Raw genomic sequence first — 20,441 nt, forward strand, 5'->3', positions numbered from 1 at the left:
GGTTCGTCGGTCAGTTCGCTTCGCTGTGGTCGGCTGCACCGTCGTCGTGACGCTCGGGCTTCGGCGCCGCGGCCAGCGACTTGAGCAGCGCCGGATCCTGCAGCAATTGCGTAACGAGCGCTTCGGCGCCCGACTTGCCGTCCATGTAGGTCTGCAGGTTCGCGAGTTGCGTGCGCGCCTCGAGCAGTTGGCGCAGCGGCTCGACCTTGCGTGCGATCGCGGCAGGCGAGAAGTCCTCCATGCTCTCGAAGGTCATGTCGACCATCATCTGGCCTTCGCCCGTCAGGGTGTTCGGCACCGCGAACGCGACGCGCGGTCGGATGGCCTTCATGCGCTCATCGAAATTATCGATATCGATTTCCAAGAATCGTCGATCCGTCACGGCCGGCAGCGGCTCGGACGGATGCTTGCCGGACAGGTCGGCGAGCACGCCCATCACGAACGGCAGCTCAACCTTCTTCTCCGACCCGTAGACCTCGACGTCGTACTCGATTTGCACGCGCGGCGCACGATTGCGCGCGATGAATTTCTGCGAACTGCTGGAAGCGGACATGGACAGGCTCTCCTGGACGGTGGGAAGTGGACTGGGCGCTCAACTGAACGACGCGTCCAAATGGATAGGCAATGCATCGAACGTCAGCGCCCGCAGCGGAGCTGCAGCGGGATCGGCAACACCGATCGAAATGCGCGCGATCGCAGCCTTCGACGTGAAGGCGTCGAGCCAAAGGGCAGACAGGCGCGGCAGGATGTGTTGCTCGATAAACCCGATCAGAACGCGTGCACCGGTCTCCTGTACGAGACAGCGGCCGACGATGTAGTCGACCACCGTGTCATCGAAGGTCAACGCGATATCGTGGCTGTCGGCCATGCGCTTCACGACGCGGCCCAGATGCAATCGGACAATGCGGGCGAGCCCATCGTCGGCCAGCGGCCGGTATGGCACCACGGCCACCCGACCGAGAAAGGCCGCCGGAAAGGCTTTGAGCAGTTCGGGCGCAAGTGCGACCCGCAACCCGTCCATATCCGGCGCGAGCGCCGGATCGGCGCACAGGCTCGCAGTCAGGTCGGAGCCGACATTGCTGGTCAGCAGGATGGTGGTGTTGCGGAAATCGATGTGGCGACCGTCGCCGTCTTCCATGTAGCCCTTGTCGAACACCTGGAAGAACATTTCATGGACGTCGCGATGGGCCTTCTCAACCTCGTCGAGAAGGACGACCGAGTACGGACGGCGGCGCACGGCTTCGGTCAGCACCCCGCCCTCGCCGTAACCGACGTATCCCGGCGGAGCGCCCTTCAGGCCCGATACGGTGTGGGCTTCCTGATACTCACTCATGTTGATCGTGATCAGGTTTTGCTCGCCGCCGTACAACGCCTCCGCGAGCGCCAGCGCCGTTTCGGTCTTGCCGACGCCGGACGGCCCGGCGAGCAGAAACACGCCGAGCGGCTTCTTCGGGTCGGTCAGGCCGGCACGCGCGGTCTGCACGCGCTCGCCGATCAAGCGCAGCGCATCGGGCTGGCCGATCACACGGGCTTCCAGCGTTTCGGGCAGCCGGCGCACGGCCGCGACCTCGTCCGTGACCATGCGACCGACGGGAATGCCGGTCCAATCCGACACGATCTCTGCCACGATCGCCTCGTCGACCTCCGGAAACACGAGCGGCGCATCGCCCTGCAGGTTAGCCAGCGTGCGCTCAAGCTCGCGGAGCCGCTCAAGTCGCATCGGTAAATCGTCGGGCTCTCCCGCAGTTCCCTCACGCGCGGCAAGCAGCGCTTGCGCGGCCGTGGCTTGCTCACGCCAACGCATTTCGACCGCGGCCTCGTCCGTCGCCAGCGTGTCGATACGCACGCGTACGCTGGCCAACGCTGTGTCAGCCTCGAGACCGATACGTGCCTCCTGCACGAGCAGCGCCTCTTCAGTCCGCGCGGCAGCGAGCCGCTGACGCACGTCGTCGAGCTCGCGCGGGGTCGCGTGTTGCGACAGCGCCACCCGCGCGCAGGCGGTATCGAGCAGGCTGATCGCCTTGTCCGGCAACTGGCGCGCCGGAATGTAGCGATGCGACAACGTCACGGCGCCGCGGATCGCCTCATCACGTACCAACACACCGTGATGCGTCGAAAACGTTTGCACGAGCCCCCGGACCATATCGATGGCGGCGGCCTCGGACGGCTCCGCGACCTGCAGTACCTGAAAGCGCCGGGTTAATGCGGGGTCTTTCTCGATATGCCGCTTGTACTCGGCCCATGTGGTCGCGCCGATCGTGCGGATCGTGCCGCGCGCCAAGGCCGGCTTCAGCAGGTTGGCGGCGTCGCCCGTGCCGGCCTGACCACCCGCACCGATCAGCGTGTGAATCTCGTCTATGAACAGGATCACCGGCAATGGCGACTTGGCAGCCGCTTCGAGCAGCCCCTTCAAGCGGGCCTCGAATTCCCCCTTCATGCTGGCGCCGGCGAGCAGCGCACCAACGTCGAGGCTCAGCAGGCGCACGTCAGCGAGGTTCGGCGGCACGTTGCCCGACGCGATCGCCCGGGCAAGGCCCTCTACCACTGCCGTCTTGCCAACACCCGCCTCACCGGTCAGCAGCGGATTGTTCTGCCGGCGGCGCAGCAGCACATCGATCATCGTGCGGATCTCGAGTTCGCGGCCGATGACCGGATCGATCTCGCCCGCTCGAGCGCGCGCCGTCAGATCCGTGCAGTACTGCTCGAGTGATCCGTTTTTTTGCGCGCCCGGCATCGCACCAGACGCCTCACCCGGCGTGGCGGGCGACAAATCGCTATGGTCGTAAGGCGCGTCGGCCGCTTCCTGTGAGCCGGCGATCCACGCAGGCAGCACGCCGTCAAGCGCGTCGACCGGGATCTTGCCGAACGCGGGAGAGATGGAAAGCAGCACACGCCGCAGGTCGGGTGTGGACACGAGGGCCGCAATCAACCACCCGCCGCGCACACGGCGGTCATCGTATTCGAGCGTCGCAAGCACCCAAGCGCGCTCGATCGCCGTTTCGATATGCCATGAAAAATCGCTGATCGAGCTTGCGCCGGCGGGCAATGCGGCCAGTGCCCGCGCGAAATCGCGCTCAAGCGCATCCCGGTCGATGCCCGCGTGGCGCACGATCCGGTGGAGGTCGCCATCCGGCTGCTGCAGTAGCTGGTGCAGCCAGTGGATGAGCTCAACGAACGGGTTTCCGCGCAACTTGCAGAAGTTCGTTGCGGATTCGATGCCACGGTAAAGCTGGACCCCGAGCTTACCGAACAGTGCTTGCCGTGAAATGGTCATGATGGTCTTTTTTGTTGGCTACGATGCCCCGAGCACCCCGTCAGACCTATCAGGACTACTATGCAGAAGCCTTACCTGATGGAACCGAAAACACTCGACATATCGCTCTCTCTCCGATCCGAGTCAAACGGCCTACTCGGATCAGTGCTGCATTATCCGCATGAAATCGAAACGGCGTCAACGCATTCTCGACATCAGTAGCATTAAGAAAGAATCGCGGCCAATCCGCTCACTCTCCTTCCTGCCTAAATCGCAATCCCGCACGCCTAGCCGGGCCACGCCGACGAGTCATGATGAGATTGGAGATAATCCAAGTCTTTGTTTTTCGAGATAATTTTAGAATTATATGTTTAAACATTTTCACATATTTTCGTAACACGTTGATTTTCAACAACCTCCATCTTAACAATTGACAGTCTCTGACATTTATTTACCAACCCTTAAAACCGCTTACCACCCCACTCGACATCTGGATTATCGATGCCGCGATGGACGAGCCACCGGCACTCGTGTTTAAAATGCGGAACTCTCGTCATCGGACACCAAGATGCGCTCCCTTCGCCTACCCTGGCGCCGTCAACCGAACCTCTCGCAGACCGAGCCCGTGCTTGGCGACGGGCTGGCCTCGCACAGTCCCGACGTGATCGACTCCGGCCTTGCGGCAGACGAAATGGGCGGAGATCTGCGCACCAGCGACGACGTACTTGAACAACTCGGCATCGGGGGCATCGACAGTGCCTCGGCGCATATGCGCACTTCGGCTCGCGCGCCCACTGCCGCCGCTGACAGTCCCGACGCCCTGGTTGAGACATTGCACGCCCAATATTGGCGCGCGCTGACCGATCCCCATGCGGCGGTCAGCACCGAGTGGGCGCATATGGCAGATGAACCCGCCGCGCATACCGCCAGCCCGGACCCGCATGACGTCCTTCACGCGCATGGCAACCTCGGAGGTTCCGATTCGATCGAAACGTTGCTGTTTGGCAATCGCACGCTAGAGGACGTGTTCGAGCGACTGGATGGGCACGCCGAGACCGCGCTCGACGATGAACCCATTCCGGAAATCCTGCGGCTCTTTGCCCCGCCCGAATATCAAGCAGCGGCCGCACGGCGTGGGCCAGCTCTACCGCCCGCGCTCACCCGGCGCGAACACCACGCGCTGACCGTGGACAGTCCGCTATCCGCCCCCTCACGCAAGGACGAATGATGACCCGGCTCACCGCCTCCGACACGCCCTACACCCATCGTTTGGGTGACGCTCCCCTCTGCGAGCAAATCGAGCGCGTCTCGGCACGCCTGCGGGCTCAGCCGACCACCGCCTCCCATCGTTGGGCGCTGTTTCAGCTGTTGTGCGTCATCGGTGAGTGGGCGCGCGCGATCCAGCAATTGCAGACGTGGGCGAAGCTCGAGCCCGGCCAGGCGTCAACCGCGCAGGTTTATCGCGACTTGATCCGGGCCGAGCGCTGGCGAAAGCTCGTAGTCGAGGGAAGCGAGCGCCCGGGCTTTGTGCTCGAGCCGCCAGCGTGGGTCGATGGGTTACTGAATGCGCTCCACTTGAATACCGGCGGACAGATTGAACTAGCCGACGACGCGCGCGAGACCGCGCTCGACGCCGCACCGCGCGTCTCGGTCAGGATTCCTCAAGGAAAGGCCGCCTGGATTGTCGATAGCGATTCCGGTTTCGGTCCCGTCTGCGAAGTCATCACCGCCGGACACTACCGATGGGTACCGTTCAGCGATCTCGCAGCATGGCGCGTGTCGCCACCGGCAAAGCTTGTCGACTTGGTGTGGGCACCCTGTACGCTCACGCTCGTCGACGGCGCGCTCGTCCACGGCTTCATGCCGGCACGGTATCCGGGTTCCGAAACGGGGGACGACGCCATGCGCCTTGGGCGCGAAACGGTCTGGCTGGAGAACGGGCGAACCGGCATCACTGCACTTGGGCAAAAGACCTGGACAACGGATCAAGGCGACTTCAGTCTGTTCGAGCTGGCGAACACCGAGTTCGGCTCGCGTATTGCTGACGGCGCGACCATTGGCGAGCGCGTCGATGACTGAGCGCAAAAAGCTCTCGACGATGGATGCGATCGCGGTCCGGACACCTCGGCGGGTCAACGCGCACCTGATGCCCACCCTGCTCGACCGGCTGCGCGACGACGCACCGCATCGGCAGGTCGAAGCGCCAGAGGAATACACGGTCACGCGCAAACAGATGCGGGACATTGTGCAGCGAGACCTCGCCTATCTGCTCAACACGACGAGCATCGAGGACCAGATCGATCGCGCACGCCATCCGCATGCGGCGGCCTCGACCGTGAACTTTGGCGTGCCGCCGCTCGCGGGAGCCTTTATCGCGTCGCGCCAGTGGAACGACGTCGAGCGCATGATCCGGCAGGCCATCACGGATTTCGAGCCACGGTTGATTCCTGATTCCCTTGTGGTGTCCCCTCGCCCCGGCAATGACGCCGCCGGCGAACATCACAACGTCCTCGCATTCGAAGTTCGCGGGCTGATTCACATGGATCCGTATCCGCTCGAATTCATGGTGCAAAGCTCGCTGGATCTCGAAACGAGCGAGATTCGAATCACCGGCATGCGCACCAGCTGAGCGCGGCGCGGCACAACGACAACAACGAGAACACTCCGATGGACCCGCGACTGCTCGACTACTACAACCAAGAACTCATCTACATGCGCGAGCTCGCCGCTGAATTCGCGCATGCTCACCCGAAGATCGCGCGGCGCCTGGGCATGCAGGCCGGCGAAGTGGCCGATCCCTACGTCGAGCGCCTGATCGAGTCGTTCAGCTTCATGGCTGCACGCATGCAGATCAAGCTCGACGCGGAGTTTCCGCGCTTTACCGAGCGACTGCTCGAGGTGATCTACCCGAACTACGTTGCGCCCACACCGTCGATTGCCGTTGCGCGCCTGTATCCCGGCCGGACCGAAGGTAACCTCGCCAAAGGGTATCGCATTGCGCGCGGCACTTCGTTCACCGCACGCATTCCCGACGGAGAGAGAACGGCGTGCCAGTTCACGAGCGGACAGGACGTGACGCTGTGGCCGCTCACGATCACCGAAGCGCGTCTGACCGGTATCCCTCCGGACATTCCGGGACTCGCGCGGTACGTCCCGCCCGATACACAGGTGCGCGGCGCCTTGCGACTCCGGCTGGCGACGACGGGTGACGTCCGGATCGCTGATCTGCAGGGACTCGACCGGCTCCCGGTCTATCTGGCCGGTGATGAGCAGGTCGCTTCCCACCTGTTCGAGCTGCTGCATGTCGGCGCAATCGCCTCCGTGATTGGCGCGCCCGGGGAGTTCGGCGCACCGGGCCGTCCGCCCGCGGCGGTCACCCAAAACGCGGTGGAGCACGAAGGCCTGCGCACCGATCAGAACCTCTTGCCGCTGACGTGGACGAAATTTCACGGGCACAACCTGCTGCACGAGTACTTCGCGTGCCCTGCACGGTTCTGGTTCTTCGCGCTGACCGGACTGGCCGAGGGCTTTTCGAGGGTGGATGGTCGCGAGGTGGAGATCGTCGTGCTGCTCGACCGCGCACCGGCCGAGCTCGCCAACCTCGTCGACGCATCACGCTTCGCCTTGTTCTGCACACCCGTCATCAATCTCTTCAGCAAGCATACCGACCGGATCGAGCTCTCGCCGCGCGAAACCGAGTTTCATCTGGTGCCGGCGCGGCTTGCGCCCCTCGACTACGAGGTGTTCTCGGTGGAGACCGTGTACGGCCGCGTGGCCGCGACGTCCGCCGAGCTCGAGTTCCGTCCGCTCTACCAGACGCTGAACAACGATGAAGGCAACCACGGGCGCTACTTTTCGACCCGTCGCGAACGAAGGCTCGTGTCCGATTCGGCGCGCCGCTACGGTACGCGCACGCCCTACGTCGGCACCGAGGTATTTCTCTCGCTTGTCGACCAGAACGAGGCGCCCTATAACGAGAACATCCGCTTTTTGTCGGTCGACGCGCTCCTGACTAACCGCGATCTCGCCACGCTCGTGCCGCGCGATGGGGTACACGACCTGGAGACCGCCGAGTCCGCCCCGGTCGAGAGCATTGGCCTTATCCGAGCACCGAGTCCGCCGTTGCCGCCGTGTGCCGAGCGCGAGATGGCCTGGCGTCTGATCCGCCAACTCAATTTCAACTACCTGCCGCTCGACGATCTTGATCACCGTGAAGGTGGTCAGGGTCTGCGTGATCTGCTTCGCCTATACCTTGCGGACGGCGACTCCGGACAAGGCCGGCAAGTGGAAAGCCTCGTCGGCGTAAAGACGCGCCCGGTGACGCGCAAACTTCCGGGGGCCGGCCCAATGACGTTTGGACGCGGCATCGAGTGCGCGCTGACGGTCGACGAAACAGGCTTCTCCGGCGTGAGCCCCTATCTCTTTGGGGTCATTCTCGAGCACTGGCTCGCACGGCACGTCTCGATCAACAGCTTTACGCAAACCGAATTGCATTCGATGCAGCGCGGCTATATTGCGCGCTGGCCCGTGCGCACCGGTACGCGTGGAGTCCTGTGATGAAGCGCGCCACGCTACCCGCGCTGCTACGCGATAGCACGCTGTCGCCTGAGCTGCTCGAACGGCTGCAGGCCGAACCGTGGCGCTTCGGGTTCCTGTCTCTATTGCGACGTATCGGCGCGAACCCGGCGATCGATCCGATCGGCACCGCACGCCGGCCGCGCTCCGAGCCGTTCCGGCTCGGCCAGCAGCCGAGCCTTGCCTTTGCACCGCGTGAAGTCGCGAGTGCACAAGAAGCCGACGGGCGACTGAAAGTGCGCCTGTTCGGTCTCGGCATGCTCGGCCCCAATGGTCCACTGCCGATCCACGTCACCGAGATCGCGAAGGATCGTGAAGACAGTCGGCGGGACATGACGACGGTCGATTTTTTCGACATCTTCCATCACCGCTTCTTCACGCTGTTCTATCGCGCATGGGCGTCGGCCCAGTCGGCCGCCGGACTTGACCGACCAGACGAAGAGCACTTTTCGTTTTACGTTGCAAGCCTCACCGGACAGGACGTTGGTGAGTGTCGCCGGCGCCCCCTTCCGTCACACGCGCGTCTGGCCGCGGCGCCGCACCTCGTGCGCGAGTCGCGCAATCCGGACGGTTTGCGCGCAACGCTCGAACGCTACTTTGGCGTGCCGGTCGCGATCGAGGAGCACGTGTTTCACTGGATCGAAATCGATGCAGCCGACCGTGGCCGCATGGGACGTCCTGGCGCGGCGGCGACGATGGGACAAGGCGCGATGCTCGGCCGCGTCGCCCCGGATCGTCAGCATCGGTTTCGGATCGTCATTGGGCCAGTCGATCTTGACGCCTATCTGCGCTTTACGCCCCAGGGCGAGGATCTGCCGCGGCTTGTCGAATGGGTCCGAGCATTCGTGGGATACGAGCTGGAATGGGAGCTCGAGCTGCGCATCAAGCCTGAGAGTGCGCCACCGGCAGTGATGGGTGGCCGGCAGCGCATGGGCTGGTCCGGATGGCTGGGACGTCCGGACCCGCATAAACCCATTACCGGCATGCGTTTCGAGCCCGAGCGTTACGTGCGCCATTTCGATCGCAGTGCCACTGACTCCAAAAATTGAACATGAGCAAGAAGCAATCCGCCACGCACGGCAAACCCGGCCACGCGCCTGTCACGGGCGCGTCGCACTTCGACTGGCTCACACCCGTGAGCGACGGCGCGCCTTGCGGCCCGGATCTCGAATACGACCACGATTTCGTGGTCCTCTTCGCGGGCGCGGCACCCAGGCAGGACGTGCAATACGGCGCATTCGTCGGTGGGCCCGATCCGCTCAACTGGAGCGAGATCGAACGCGACTGCCGGCGCCTGATGCTGCGCACGAAGGACATGCGTGTGGCAGCGCTCTACACGCGTTGCCGCACCCGCTTGGGCGGTGCGGTCGGACTCGCGGAAGGTACGGGACTGCTCGCGACATGGCTGCAGACGTTTCCGGACAACATCCATCCACAGGCAGGCGTTGACAATGATCGCGAGGCCGCGCTGGACATGCGGATGAATGCGTTGCAGGGGCTTGCGGACCCCGATGGGCTGCTAGCCGACGTGCGGGAAATCGTGCTGATGAAGTCGACCGCCACGCGGCTGCAGGTGCGGGATGTCGAGCGCGCCTTCGCGCATCCACGCCCGGCCGACGCCATCGCACCCGACTCGGTCGAGCAGCAGTTGCAGGATCTACGTCTGCAGCAGCCGGCGACCATGGCCGCCTTTGACGAGACGATCTCGAACCTCGCTGCGATCAACATGTGGTGCGCCGCCCATCTGGAGTCGTACCTGCCCGACTTCTCGTCCCTGATCCGCCTCCTCCAGTTGCTGCAGCACGGCGACCAACACATCGAATCCGCACCGGCTGACACATCTCACTTCGACGCCGCCGATCACGATGGCAGCATGACAGAAGGAACGCATGCGACCGAATCCCCGCCGGTGCGACACAGCGGCGAGCGGCTCGCCACTGCCGACCCGCCATCCACCGCGGCGCGCACGGATGGCGCGCCCGCCGACCGACAAGCGGCGCTGGCATTGATCAGTGCGGCACGTCACTGGTTCGAGACACATGAGCCCAGCAGCCCGGTTCCGGTATTGCTCAAGCGCGCCGAGCAGTTTGTCGGTAAGCGCTACGCGGAAGCGGTCAAGGCAATCCCTGCCGACCTTCTAGCGCAATGGGACGAGGCCGAAGGTCCGTAATAGCGATAAACTCGAAAGAACAGGGCTGGCGCTGTATCGCTCCGAAAGCTATGACCATCCGTTTGTGCATGTTGAGCGGATCAATGCTAATGCGTGGAGTGATAGCGGACTGCGCGCAATGGCTTTACTGATTGGTCATCGGTCTGATGATTCAAGAATCGTCGGGCCAAAGCAGCCGGACGTTACGCGTGCGTTACGCGTTGCCTTTGTGAATGTGCGGTTCGGTGGCGAAGACGATCACGCTATTGGAGCGACATGGTACGCCGCCGATACGTCGGATACAGAAAAATGGGTCAATCGCGAACTTAACAAGCTGTTGCGCAGGCATTCGCATAAAGGTGTAGTTAACGTCGAGGGCAATAGCGGGCGGATTTCCGCTAACTACTACTGGACGGATGCTGCGCTAGCGAGCGGCAAGAACTGGCACCGGCATCTTGGAACTGGTGTTCGCAAAGAGGCCAACAAAGACCCAGGTTATCGGCCGAAGCCGGATTGAAGCAGAGGCCGCGACAGCGGCCCTTGCTGTTTCTGGGAGGCGATGCACATCCGGCTGTCGGCAGCGAGAATCCGATTCCGTGCCGGGGCTCCGTCGGCACAAGCTCTCTGCAAGGCCGTGCAGCACAACCCGACAGGCCTTAGCGTGCAGTATTTTCCGTTTTCTGAAGTCACCCCCGTTACACCGCCCCATCCCCGGCTCCTTTACGCCGCCCATCGACATGCCGGGTCGGCAATGCGGCGAGCCCGCGCACCGCCGCCGTGTTCTCGGCGCCGTCCTCGCTGTGGCCGGTGATTTCGTCCAGCGCCCGGTTGTTGGTGTACGGCCCGAACACCCCTATCGACACCATCACGATCAGCATGCTGCCGCCGATCAGCACGAACACCGCGGACACCCCGGCGCGTTCGAGCAGCAGCGCGACGATGAAACTGCTCGCGATTCCCGTCAGGCGGCCGATCGAATGCACGAAACCGAGCGCGCGCCCGCGGATCTCGGTCGGAAACACTTCCGACTGATACGCGGTGCCGTTGCTCGCGAGTACCGTGTTGGACAGCGTGACAAGCAGGCCGAACGCGATCACGAACGGCGCCTGCGCCGACATCGCAAACGCGGTGCCGAACAGCGCGACGCCGAACGCCGACGCGACGATCAGCCACTTGCGCTCGATCCGGTCGGCGAGCAGGCCGGCGACGAACGGCGACACCGGATACGCGAACGCGATCACGAACGCATACCAGAGGCTCTTCGTGACGGTCGCGCCCTGCGCGGCGAGCAGCGTCGGCAGCCACTGGCTGAAGCCGAAGAAGCCGATGCTCAGGAATGCATTGAACACGATCAACATCGCCGTGCGGCCGCGATGCTGCGTATCCCACATCGACGGCGCGCGCCGCGCGGCCGGTGTTGCGACGGCTGGCATCCGGACCGCGGGCAGCGGCCGGCCGGATTCCCGCTCGACCGCCTGCTCGAGCCGCTGCAGCACGGCTTCGGCCTCGGCCTCGCGGCCGGTGCGGGCGAGCCAGCGCGGCGACTCCGGCAGCCGCGACTGCAGCCACCAGACGACGACCGCGCCGCTGCCGCCGAGCAGCACGACCCAGCGCCACCCGGACATGCCCAGCGGATCGTGCGGCACCCACAGCCACGACACCAGCGCGAGCACCGGCATCGCGAGATAGCCGACCGCGAAGCACAGCGCGAACGCACGGCCGCGCACGGCCTTCGGCACCAGCTCGGTCAGGAACGCGCCGATCGTGATCAGCTCCGCGCCGATGCCGCAGCCCGCGATGAAGCGGCACACGAGAATGCCGAGCGCGTGGGTCTGCACGCACATCGCAAGGCTCCCCGCCGTGTAGAGCAGCAGCGCGCCGGTGAACAGCGCGCGCCGCCCGAAGCGGTCCGCGAGGCGCGACACGAACATCTCGCCGACGAACAGCCCGGCGAACGTCGCCGCGCCGAGCGCGCCCTGGTCCGACATGCCGAGCACGCCGTGCGAGCCCGCGTGAAAGATGCCGTCGCGGATCAGCCCCGGCGGCAGGTAGGTCATCTGGAACAGGTCGTAGACCTCGAAAAACCCGCCGACGCTCAGGAACAGCACGAGCATCCAGATGCTGGCCGTTGCGGGCAGGCGGTCGATGCGCGCGGCAATCGACGCCGCATGGGAATGGGACATGGCGACTCCTCGATGATCCGCCCGCGCGGCCTGCGCGAAGCGGCGGACCGAGCGCCGGCGCGGGGTGCGCGCGGCGCCGGCGTTCATACGGTGGCGACCGGATTGACCGGCGACCCGACAAGCCCGCGCAGGTGCAGCGGCGGCGCGGTCAGCAGGAAGCGGTTGCGCCGGTGCGCGCGCAACCAGTCGGCGAGCGGCGTCAGGTGCCACAGCTCGCCGAGATGAATGCCGAGCTTGAACAGGCACAGCTCGTGCAGCGGCATCAGCGCGCCGGGCCGCTCGCGCGCCGACGCATGGCGCGGGCGCTCCTCGACCGCGTGGTTGTCCGCTGCGAGCGCGGCGAGCCCCGATGCGTCGATCCATTCGAGCAGGCGCGGGTCGTTGCCGTCCAGCACGCAGCACACGTCCGGCGCGGCCTGCTCGCCGCGCGCGTCGGCGTCGAGCAGGCGATCGGCGAAGCCCGTATGCACGCACACGATGTCGCCGCGCTCGACGACCACGTCGTCCTCGCGCAGCACCGCCATCCATTCCGCGTAGCCGATCTTGCGCCGCTCGTCGCCGAAGTGGCGGCGCAGGTCGACCAGCACGCCGCGCCCCTGCACGCCGGTTTGCGCCATCACCTCGATGCCGAGCGCGCGCGCGCCGCCGCGCGGCGCGCCCGCTTCGGGCATCTGGATGTGCTCGTCCATCCGGTAGCCGTTGTAGAACACGCGGGCTCGCTCGCCGTCGCCCGCCGGATCGAACAGCGAGCCGACGTGCGACAGCGCATCCCATTGCGTCGAGAACTGCGAGTGCATGCAGAACGAATCGTCGCAGACCACGTCGGTTGCATTCGCAACCTGTTCGTCCACCCGATAGCCGAAGTACGGCTGGTCGCCGAGCAGCGCCGGCATGATCGCCGGCGGCCGGCGCCGCGCGTTCAGCCCGCCGCCGCGCGGCACGTCGAGCGGCAGGCTCAGCGAAAACACGCGGCCTTCGCGCACCTCCGCGACGCCGCGCAGCACCGCGTCGACCGTCAGCCAGTTCAAGCGCCCTTTCTGATCGTCCGGGCCGAAATCCCCCCAGTTCGAACCGGGCGGCCGATGGGTCCAGCGTGGCTTCATGGTGTCTCCTCCATGCAATGTCCAGGGTGCGGCGGCCGTCCTTCGCGGCCGCGTCGCAGGTCGCGCCTAGCGCGTGCGGATCACGCCCAGCCCGGCGAGCCGCTCGTATTCGCGTTCGCCGAGCAGCGGCAGCAGAATCTCGCGATTGTTCTCGCCGAGCGCGGGGGCCGGCCGGCGGAACGTGCCGGGCGTGGCCGACAGGCGCGGCGTGATGTTGTGCATCGGCAGGCTGCCGACGTCGTCGTCCGGCAGCTCGACGAGCGCCTCGCGCTCGATCACGTAGTGATCCTCAACGATCTGCGCGATGTCCTGGATCGGCCCGACCGTCACGCCGGCATCCTCGAAGAACGCGAGATTGGCGTCGAGATCGCGCGCGGCGATGAATTCGCCGACGATCGCATCGAGCGCCTCCGCGTGCTGCACGCGCTGCACGTTGGTCGCATAGCGCGGATCGTCGATCAGGTCCGCGCGGCCGATCGCGCGGAACAGCCGCTCGGCCATCGCCTGCGTCGAGCTCGACAGGCACAGCCACTTGCCGTCGCGGGTGCGATATGCGTTGCGCGGCGCGGTGTTCGACGAGCGGCTGCCGGTGCGCGCCTTGATCTCGCCGGTTATCACGTAGTTCGCGGCGGCCGGCCCGAGGATCGACAGCAGCGGCTCGAACAGCGACACGTCGATCACCTGCCCCGCCGCGCCGTGCGCGTCGCGCGCATGCAGCGCGACCAGCACGGCGATCGCGCCGGACAGCCCGGCCGTCATGTCGCCGAGGAACATCGGCGGCAGCACCGGCTCGCGATCGGCGAAGCCGTTGATCGCCGCGAATCCCGCATACCCTTCCGCGAGCGTGCCGAAGCCCGGCTTGTGGCGGTACGGCCCCGTCTGCCCCCAGCCGGAGATCCGCGCGATCACCAGCTCGGGACGGATCGCGAGCAGGTCGTCCGGGCCGAGCCCCATCTTCTCGGCGACACCGGGCTTGAAGCTCTCGACGAACACGTCCGCGTCGCGCACCAGCCGGCGGACGATGTCGATCCCCTCGGGCGCGCGCAGGTCGACGCATACGCTGCGCTTGTTGCGCCCGTACACCTTCCAGTTCGTGCTGATCCCGCCCGCGCCGACCGCGCGCAGCGTATCGCCGCGCTCGCTCTCGACCTTCACGACGTCCGCGCCGAAATCGGCGAGCTGCACGCTCAGCATGTTGCCTGCCATCAGGCGCGACAGGTCGACGACGCGCACGCCCGCGAGCGGCCCCTGCGCGCCGGCGTCGAACGGTTTCGGATGGATCGGGCCGGTGGACGCGCGACGGCGCGCGCCGGCCGCGTGAGCGGCCTGCGGGTCGGGAACGAACATGCTTGTCTCCTGGTTGGTGTGTGTGTCGTTCGATGCGGACTTCGAAGTGCGCGCGCTCGGTCGCGCACGACGCTACTCGAGCAGCACGCCGAGCTGGTCGGCCGCGCGGAACGCCGCGCTCGCGGCGGGCAGATCGCCGCCCAGCGCATGCGTCAGCTCGGCGGCGGCCGCCTGCACGCGCGGCAGGTAATCGGCCAGCACCTTCTTGTTGAAGCGATAGCGCGGCACGCCGAGCGAGATCGCGCCGCTCAGCACGCGGCCGACGCCGAACGCCGGGCACGCGATCGCCGCGCTTTCCGGGTCGCGCTCGGCGATCGACACCGCGTAGCCCTGCCCGGCCGTCTTCTCGTAGTCGCCGCCGCGCGTGCCGCTGAACGCGAGCAGTACGCGCCCGGCCGCGCCGACGTCGAGCGGGAAGCGGTCGCCCTCGCGCAGATGCGTGCGCACCGAGCGCTGCGCCTGGATGCGGAACAGGCACACGCGCTGGTCGCCTTCGCGCACGTAGAACGCGGCCGTCTCGCCGGTTTCCGCCGACAGCTTCGACAGGATCGGCATCACGTACTCGCGCAGCTGGAACGACTCGCGATACATCATCCCGAGCTGGAACACGGCGGGCCCCAGCACGTAGCGCCCGTCCGGCAGGCGCTTGATGAAGCGGAACTGCTCGAGCGACTCGAACATCCGCAACAGCGTGCTCATGTTGAGCCCCGTCTCTTCGCTGACCTGCGCGAGCATCAGCCCGCCGGGCGCGTTGCCGAACGCCAGCAACGCGGTCAGCGCGCGGTTGACCGCGGCCACGCCGCCCTCTGCCTGATTGCTTGTCTCCACCTTGCTCATGTCCACCTCGTGCGATGCCGGCAGCGTCACGAGGCGACGCGGCGGCCGGCATCCGAAAAATGAAAGTCACTTTCATTATACGCAGATCATCGATGACATCAACATGAATCCGCGCGGCTTCGGTCGCTCATCTTCTTGCAACCGCCTTTGAAACTAGGCGTTAACGATAATCTTGACGAATGCCCTCATCCATCACAAAAATGAAAGTGACTTTCATTTTTAGAGATCAACGATGAATTCGTCGCCTCAACCCGTCTGGCGTTCGCTGCTGTACGTCCCCGCCCACGTCCCCCGCTTCGTCGCATCGGCCTCCGCGAGCGACGCCGATGCACTGATCCTCGATCTCGAGGACAGCGTCCCGCCCGCGTGCAAGGAGGCCGCCCGCGACGGGCTGGCCGACACCGTGCCGGCGCTGCGCGCGCCGGGCCGCGACGTGCTGGCGCGCGCCAACGGCCCGCTCGACCTGCTGGTGCCCGACCTGCGCGCGGCCGTCCGGGCCGGCGTGGACGGCGTCGTGCTGCCGAAGGTGCGCGGCGGCTCGCACGTCGAGGCGATCGACGAACTGCTGGCCACGCTCGAGGAGGAAACCGGCGTGCCGCCCGGCGGCACGCGGATCGTCGCGATCGTCGAAACGCCGCGCGCGTTCCAGTCGATGGACCGGATCGCGCGGGCATCGCCGCGCGTCGTCGCGATGATGCTGGGCGGCGGCGACTTCGCGCTGAACTGCGAAAGCGGCGCGGGCGCCGACGTGCTGCGCGTGCCGAAGCAACTGCTGATCATCGCCGCGCGCGCCGCCGGCATCCTGCCGCTCGGCCTCATCGGCGGCCTCGACGAACTGCGCGATCTCGACGCATTCGAGCGCCTCGCGCGCGCGTCCGCGGAGCTCGGCTATGCGGGCGCGACCTGCATCCATCCACGGCAGGTCGGCGCGCTCAACCGCGCGTTCCGGCCCGACGACGACGCGGTGCGCGACGCGAACGCCGTGCTGGCCGCCTACGACGACGCGCGCGCGAACGGGCGCGGCGCGCTGCGCGTCGACGGCAGGATGGTCGACGCGCCCGGCGTCGCCCGCGCGAAGCGCGTGCTCGCACGTCACGCGGCCGTGCAGGCGCGTGCCGACGGCGCGCCCCGGTGATGCGCGCGCCGCCCTTCATCACCGTGCTTCACCCCTGCGCACGCGCGCGTCGCACGGTGCACGCGTGCGTTTCACCGCGCCGCTGCCCGTTCGCCGCCCAGCCCGGATAGCGTCGCCCCGCAGCACCGCCGCACCGCTCGACCGGCGCGGCGCCGCATTCGAATAAATAACAAACCCTGGAAGGAGACAAGCCATGGGCAAGCGGATGTCCGCACTGTGCGGACTGGGCCTCGTATCGGCCGGCGCCTGCGCGCAGAGCACGATCACGCTGTATGGCGTGGCCGACATCTATACGGAATTCCTCACCCACCAGGCCGCGCCCGGCGACAAGTCGTCGGCATCGCTCGTGCGGATGGCGTCGGGCGGCAAGAGCGGCTCGCGCTGGGGCCTGAAGGGCGTCGAGGAACTCGGCGGCGGCTGGCAGGCCGCGTTCCGGCTCGAAAACGGCATCAACCTGAACAACGGCACCGGCACCGGCGCGGGCGGCTTCGACCGCTCCGCGTGGGTCGGGCTGCAGCACGAGCGCTGGGGCGCGCTGCGGCTCGGCCACCAGTACTCGACGCTGTTCGACGTCATGGAACGCTATTCGCCGACGGGCGCGTACTCGACGCTGTACGAGCCGGCCGGCGCGATCGTCGGCGTCAACTTCCGCGAGAACAACGTCGCCAAGTACCTGGCGAAGATCGGCTCGCTGACGCTCGAAACGCACTATTCGTTCGGCGGCACACCCGGCGCGTTCCAGTCGAACGCCGCCTACGGCGCCGGCTTCGACTATGCCGGCGGCGCCTTCTCGTTCGCCGCCGCGTTCGACAACGTCAACACGCCGCAGCCGGGCGGCTTCGCGCATTTCCGCCGCTACGCCGCCGCCGCGATCGTGTCCGTCGACCGCGCGCAGCTGCTGGCCGGCGTCACGCACGGCCAGAGCGGCGTCGCCACGCCGTCGGTCGTGACGAACTACACGTTCTGGTGGGCCGGCGTGCGCTACATGATCACGCCTTACCTGCAGGCGATCGGCGCGTTCTATTACGAGGACATCCGTGCGCAGAATCCGCCGAACGCGCAGACGCCCGCGCCGCACCCGGCCAACCCGCAGCAGGTCACGCTGCAGCTGAACTACTTCCTGTCGAAAGCCGTCACGCTGTACCTGGCGGGCGGCTACGCGCGCCGCGCCGCGCTCGATTTCGACAATTACAACTACAACTTCCTCCACTACTCGCTGGCCGCCGACCGCGCCGGTAGCGCGGGCGCCGCACTCGGCCTGCGCAAGCTGTTCTGAGCTCGCCTCTCCCCCAGTTTCAGGAACCTTCGGAGTCATCGCACCATGAACCGCCGCCACTTTCTTTCCACGCTGACCGGCGCCGCGCTCGCGCTGCCGCTCGCCCATGCCCGCGCCGGCGCGCTGCCGGCCGCCGGCATCACCGCCGACAGCCCGGATCTCGCGCAACAGCTCGCCGACTACGCGGCCGGGCTGCAGTATCGCGACCTCGACGCCGCGACCATCGAGACGATCAAGGCGCACCTGATCGATGCGCTCGGCTGCGCGATCGCCGCGCACGACGAACGCCCGGTGCGGATCGCGCGCGATGCGGCGCTCGCATCGCCGGGCGGCGTATCGACGATCGTCGGCACGAACCGGCGCACGAGCCCCGATCTCGCCGCGTTCGCGACCGGCACCGCGCTGCGCTACTACGATTTCAACGACGCGTACGCCGGCAAGGAGACCGGCCATCCGAGCGACAACATGTCCGCGTGCCTCGCCGTCGCCGAAGCACAGCATGCGACCGGCCGCGACCTGATCCTGTCGATCGCGATCGCGTACGAGATCGCGTGCCGGCTGATGGACGCCGCCGCGATCAGCCCGCGCGGCTGGGACCACACGTGCTACAGCCTGCCCGCCGTCGCGCTCGCCGCCGGCAAGCTGATGCGCATGCCCGCGCCGCAGCTGGTGCAGGCGGTGAACCTGTCGATCAACAGCCATCTCGCGCTGAACCAGACGCGCGTCCAGCAACTGTCTAACTGGAAGGCGCTCGCCGATGCGGACGCGGCGCGCAACGCGGTGTTCTCGACGCAGCTCGCGCGCGCCGGGTTGACCGGCCCGTCACCGATCTTCGAAGGCATGGCGGGTTTTTTCCCGCAGGTGTCCGGGCCGTTCGCCGTCGACACGCGCGAATTCGGCGGGCGCGGCGGCGCGTTCCGGATCGGCAAGTGCTTCGTGAAGTTCTATCCCGCGCAAGGGCTCACGCAAACCGCGATTCCGGCCGCGCTCGACGTCGCCGCGCAGGTCGGCGACCTGCGCCGCATCCGGCGCATCGAGATCCACACGACCGAAGTGGGCTACGTGACGGCCGGCCGCGACCGCGAAAAATGGGCGCCGTCGACCCACGAGACCGCCGATCACAGCCTGCCGTACATCGTTGCGCGTGCGATGCTCGACGGCGACATCACGACCGAGAGCTACCGGCACGACGCGCTGCGCGATCCGGCGCTGCGCGCGCTGATCGAGCGGATCACGGTGCACGAAGACCCGGCGCTGACCGCCCGCTATCCGGCGCAGGCGCCGAACCGGGTGACGGCCGTGTGCGAAGACGGCACGACCTGCACGAAGCAGGTGGACGACCTGCCCGGCTCGCCGACTCGGCCGATGCGGCGCGACGACTACGACGCGAAGTTCACGAAGAACTGCCGGCGGCACTGGAGCCCGACGCAGGTCCGCGCGGCGCTCGATTACCTGTGGCGGCTCGACGCGCAGCCCGACGTCGCCGCGCTGCCGCCACTGCTCGTCGTCGGCCGCCCCGTGTGAACGGCCCTGGGGCGGCTCACGCTAAGCCTCCGCCGCGACACCGTGCCGCTCGAGCGCTTCCGCGACCTCGACGATGCGGCCGCGCAGCCACGCGTGCGCGTTGCTGCCGTCATAGCGGCGGTGCCAGTACAGCGACCAAGCGACGGGCTCCATCGCGAGCGGCAGCTCGCGGATCACGAGCCGCGCATCGTCGAGGCTCACCGCATGCCGCTCCGACATGATCACCGCGTACGGCAGCGCATCCAGCATGTTCGGCACGACGAGCCAGTGCGGCACGTTGAGCGCGATGCGCCGCGTGCAGTTCATGTTCGCGAGCAGGTTGTCGACCAGGCTGTGGTCGACCGGGTTGATCGTCACGTTGAGGAAGTCGAGCGCGAGGAACCGTTCGAGCGTCAGCGGCCTGCCCGCGTCCGGATGGCTGCGGCTCATCACGCAGACCATCCGGTCATGAAACACGGTTTGCGACGACAGCGTGCCCGAATGTTCGAGGCCCGCGCTGACCGCCAGGTCGAGCAGCCCCGATTCGAGCGCGTCGGCGGTCTTGGCGGCGCTCATGTGCACGACGTCCATGCCGATATTCGGGCTGGTCAGGCGCATGCAGCGCAGCAGGGCCGGCAGCAAAAGCAATTCGGTGAGATCCGACATGCGCACCGTAAAATGGCGCTCGGACGTAAAAGGATTGAATTGATAATCCGATTCAAATAATTCCTCGATTTGTTGCATGATTTGTCGAATCGGCATGGCCAGCGCCTGCGCGCGCGGTGTCAATTCCATGCCGACCGCGGTGCGCGCGAGGATCTCGTCCTTGAACACGAACCGCAGCCGCGCCAGCGCGTTGCTGACGGCCGGCTGCGTGAGGCCGACCTTCTGGCCGGCCCGCGTGACCTGTTTCTCCGTCAGCAGCGCATCGAGTATGACCAGCAGGTTCAAATCGATCGAACGTAGATTCATGTTTGCGACCATCCACTAAACAGGTTAATCACCGCCTCCGATCACGATTGCGAAATTCCGCAATCGGAGCAATCCCCTGATATTTAGTGCAATGCACAAGAATAGTCC

General features: G+C 66.4%; 17 protein-coding genes. 10 read left to right on the forward strand and 7 right to left on the reverse strand.

Features of this window, described 5'->3' with window-relative positions; translation table 11 throughout:
* Positions 1-10: 10 nt before the first annotated feature.
* Together tssB and tssH are read right to left on the reverse strand one after the other, a co-directional pair.
* On the reverse strand, positions 11-553 hold the full coding sequence (tssB, locus tag FPJ27_RS01945; protein ID WP_204421215.1) for a type VI secretion system contractile sheath small subunit: 543 nt from the start codon (positions 551-553) through the stop codon (positions 11-13).
* A gap of 39 nt (positions 554-592) precedes the next feature.
* Entirely contained in the window at positions 593-3,274 is a 2,682-nt protein-coding gene (tssH, locus tag FPJ27_RS01950; protein ID WP_204421216.1) for a type VI secretion system ATPase TssH, read from the reverse strand.
* A 547-nt stretch (positions 3,275-3,821) separates the two neighbouring features.
* Between tssH and FPJ27_RS01955 the strand changes: the two genes are divergently transcribed.
* The 7 genes from FPJ27_RS01955 (at position 3,822) to FPJ27_RS01985 (ending at position 10,494) form a co-directional block, all read left to right on the forward strand.
* Positions 3,822-4,481, forward strand: coding sequence for a TagK domain-containing protein (locus FPJ27_RS01955; RefSeq protein WP_204421217.1), 660 nt, complete (start codon positions 3,822-3,824; stop codon positions 4,479-4,481).
* Positions 4,481-5,332: a type VI secretion system accessory protein TagJ gene (locus FPJ27_RS01960; RefSeq protein WP_204421247.1), complete on the forward strand. Its 852-nt coding sequence runs from the start codon at positions 4,481-4,483 to the stop codon at positions 5,330-5,332. The genes FPJ27_RS01955 and FPJ27_RS01960 overlap by 1 nt, the downstream gene beginning before the upstream one ends.
* A complete protein-coding gene (gene tssE, locus FPJ27_RS01965; protein ID WP_204421218.1) occupies positions 5,325-5,882 on the forward strand; it encodes a type VI secretion system baseplate subunit TssE in 558 nt (185 codons plus the stop codon). Before FPJ27_RS01960 ends, tssE begins: the two co-directional genes overlap by 8 nt.
* Before the next feature lie 38 nt (positions 5,883-5,920).
* Positions 5,921-7,810, forward strand: a complete 1,890-nt coding sequence (gene tssF, locus FPJ27_RS01970) for a type VI secretion system baseplate subunit TssF (RefSeq protein ID WP_204421219.1) — start codon at positions 5,921-5,923, stop codon at positions 7,808-7,810.
* Entirely contained in the window at positions 7,810-8,877 is a 1,068-nt protein-coding gene (gene tssG / locus FPJ27_RS01975) for a type VI secretion system baseplate subunit TssG (protein WP_204421220.1), read from the forward strand. Before tssF ends, tssG begins: the two co-directional genes overlap by 1 nt.
* A 2-nt stretch (positions 8,878-8,879) precedes the next feature.
* Positions 8,880-9,998, forward strand: a complete 1,119-nt coding sequence (locus tag FPJ27_RS01980; RefSeq protein ID WP_204421221.1) for a type VI secretion system ImpA family N-terminal domain-containing protein — start codon at positions 8,880-8,882, stop codon at positions 9,996-9,998.
* 118 nt (positions 9,999-10,116) lie between these two features.
* Complete coding sequence (locus FPJ27_RS01985) at positions 10,117-10,494, forward strand: hypothetical protein (protein ID WP_204421222.1); 378 nt, start codon at positions 10,117-10,119, stop codon at positions 10,492-10,494.
* Between the two features lie 178 nt (positions 10,495-10,672).
* Here the strand turns inward: FPJ27_RS01985 and FPJ27_RS01990 are convergent, their stop codons facing one another.
* The 4 genes from FPJ27_RS01990 to FPJ27_RS02005 form a co-directional block, all read right to left on the reverse strand.
* Complete coding sequence (locus tag FPJ27_RS01990) at positions 10,673-12,160, reverse strand: MFS transporter (RefSeq protein WP_204421223.1); 1,488 nt, start codon at positions 12,158-12,160, stop codon at positions 10,673-10,675.
* Between the two features lie 83 nt (positions 12,161-12,243).
* Positions 12,244-13,263 carry a cyclase family protein gene (locus FPJ27_RS01995; protein WP_204420680.1) on the reverse strand — a complete coding sequence of 340 codons (1,020 nt, stop codon included), beginning with the start codon at positions 13,261-13,263 and terminating at the stop codon, positions 12,244-12,246.
* Between the two features lie 66 nt (positions 13,264-13,329).
* Positions 13,330-14,610, reverse strand: a complete 1,281-nt coding sequence (locus tag FPJ27_RS02000) for a CoA transferase (protein ID WP_204420681.1) — start codon at positions 14,608-14,610, stop codon at positions 13,330-13,332.
* A 72-nt stretch (positions 14,611-14,682) separates the two neighbouring features.
* Positions 14,683-15,447 carry an IclR family transcriptional regulator gene (locus tag FPJ27_RS02005; RefSeq protein WP_072445220.1) on the reverse strand — a complete coding sequence of 255 codons (765 nt, stop codon included), beginning with the start codon at positions 15,445-15,447 and terminating at the stop codon, positions 14,683-14,685.
* 232 nt (positions 15,448-15,679) lie between these two features.
* Here FPJ27_RS02005 and FPJ27_RS02010 point away from each other — a divergent pair, with 232 nt between their 5' ends.
* The 3 genes from FPJ27_RS02010 to FPJ27_RS02020 all read left to right on the forward strand — a co-directional run bounded on the left by FPJ27_RS02010 (position 15,680) and on the right by FPJ27_RS02020 (position 19,382).
* A complete protein-coding gene (locus tag FPJ27_RS02010; protein ID WP_204420682.1) occupies positions 15,680-16,582 on the forward strand; it encodes a CoA ester lyase in 903 nt (300 codons plus the stop codon).
* A gap of 193 nt (positions 16,583-16,775) precedes the next feature.
* On the forward strand, positions 16,776-17,858 hold the full coding sequence (locus FPJ27_RS02015; RefSeq protein ID WP_072445210.1) for a porin: 1,083 nt from the start codon (positions 16,776-16,778) through the stop codon (positions 17,856-17,858).
* A gap of 45 nt (positions 17,859-17,903) precedes the next feature.
* Positions 17,904-19,382, forward strand: coding sequence for an MmgE/PrpD family protein (locus FPJ27_RS02020; RefSeq protein ID WP_204420683.1), 1,479 nt, complete (start codon positions 17,904-17,906; stop codon positions 19,380-19,382).
* A gap of 21 nt (positions 19,383-19,403) precedes the next feature.
* Here FPJ27_RS02020 and FPJ27_RS02025 read toward each other — a convergent pair whose 3' ends face one another.
* Positions 19,404-20,333 (reverse strand): LysR family transcriptional regulator, encoded by a 930-nt coding sequence (locus FPJ27_RS02025; protein ID WP_072445219.1) that lies wholly within the window; start codon positions 20,331-20,333, stop codon positions 19,404-19,406.
* Positions 20,334-20,441: the final 108 nt, after the last annotated feature.

Origin of the sequence: Burkholderia sp. MS455, from assembly GCF_016899445.1 — a bacterium.
GTDB lineage: Bacteria > Pseudomonadota > Gammaproteobacteria > Burkholderiales > Burkholderiaceae > Burkholderia > Burkholderia pyrrocinia_C.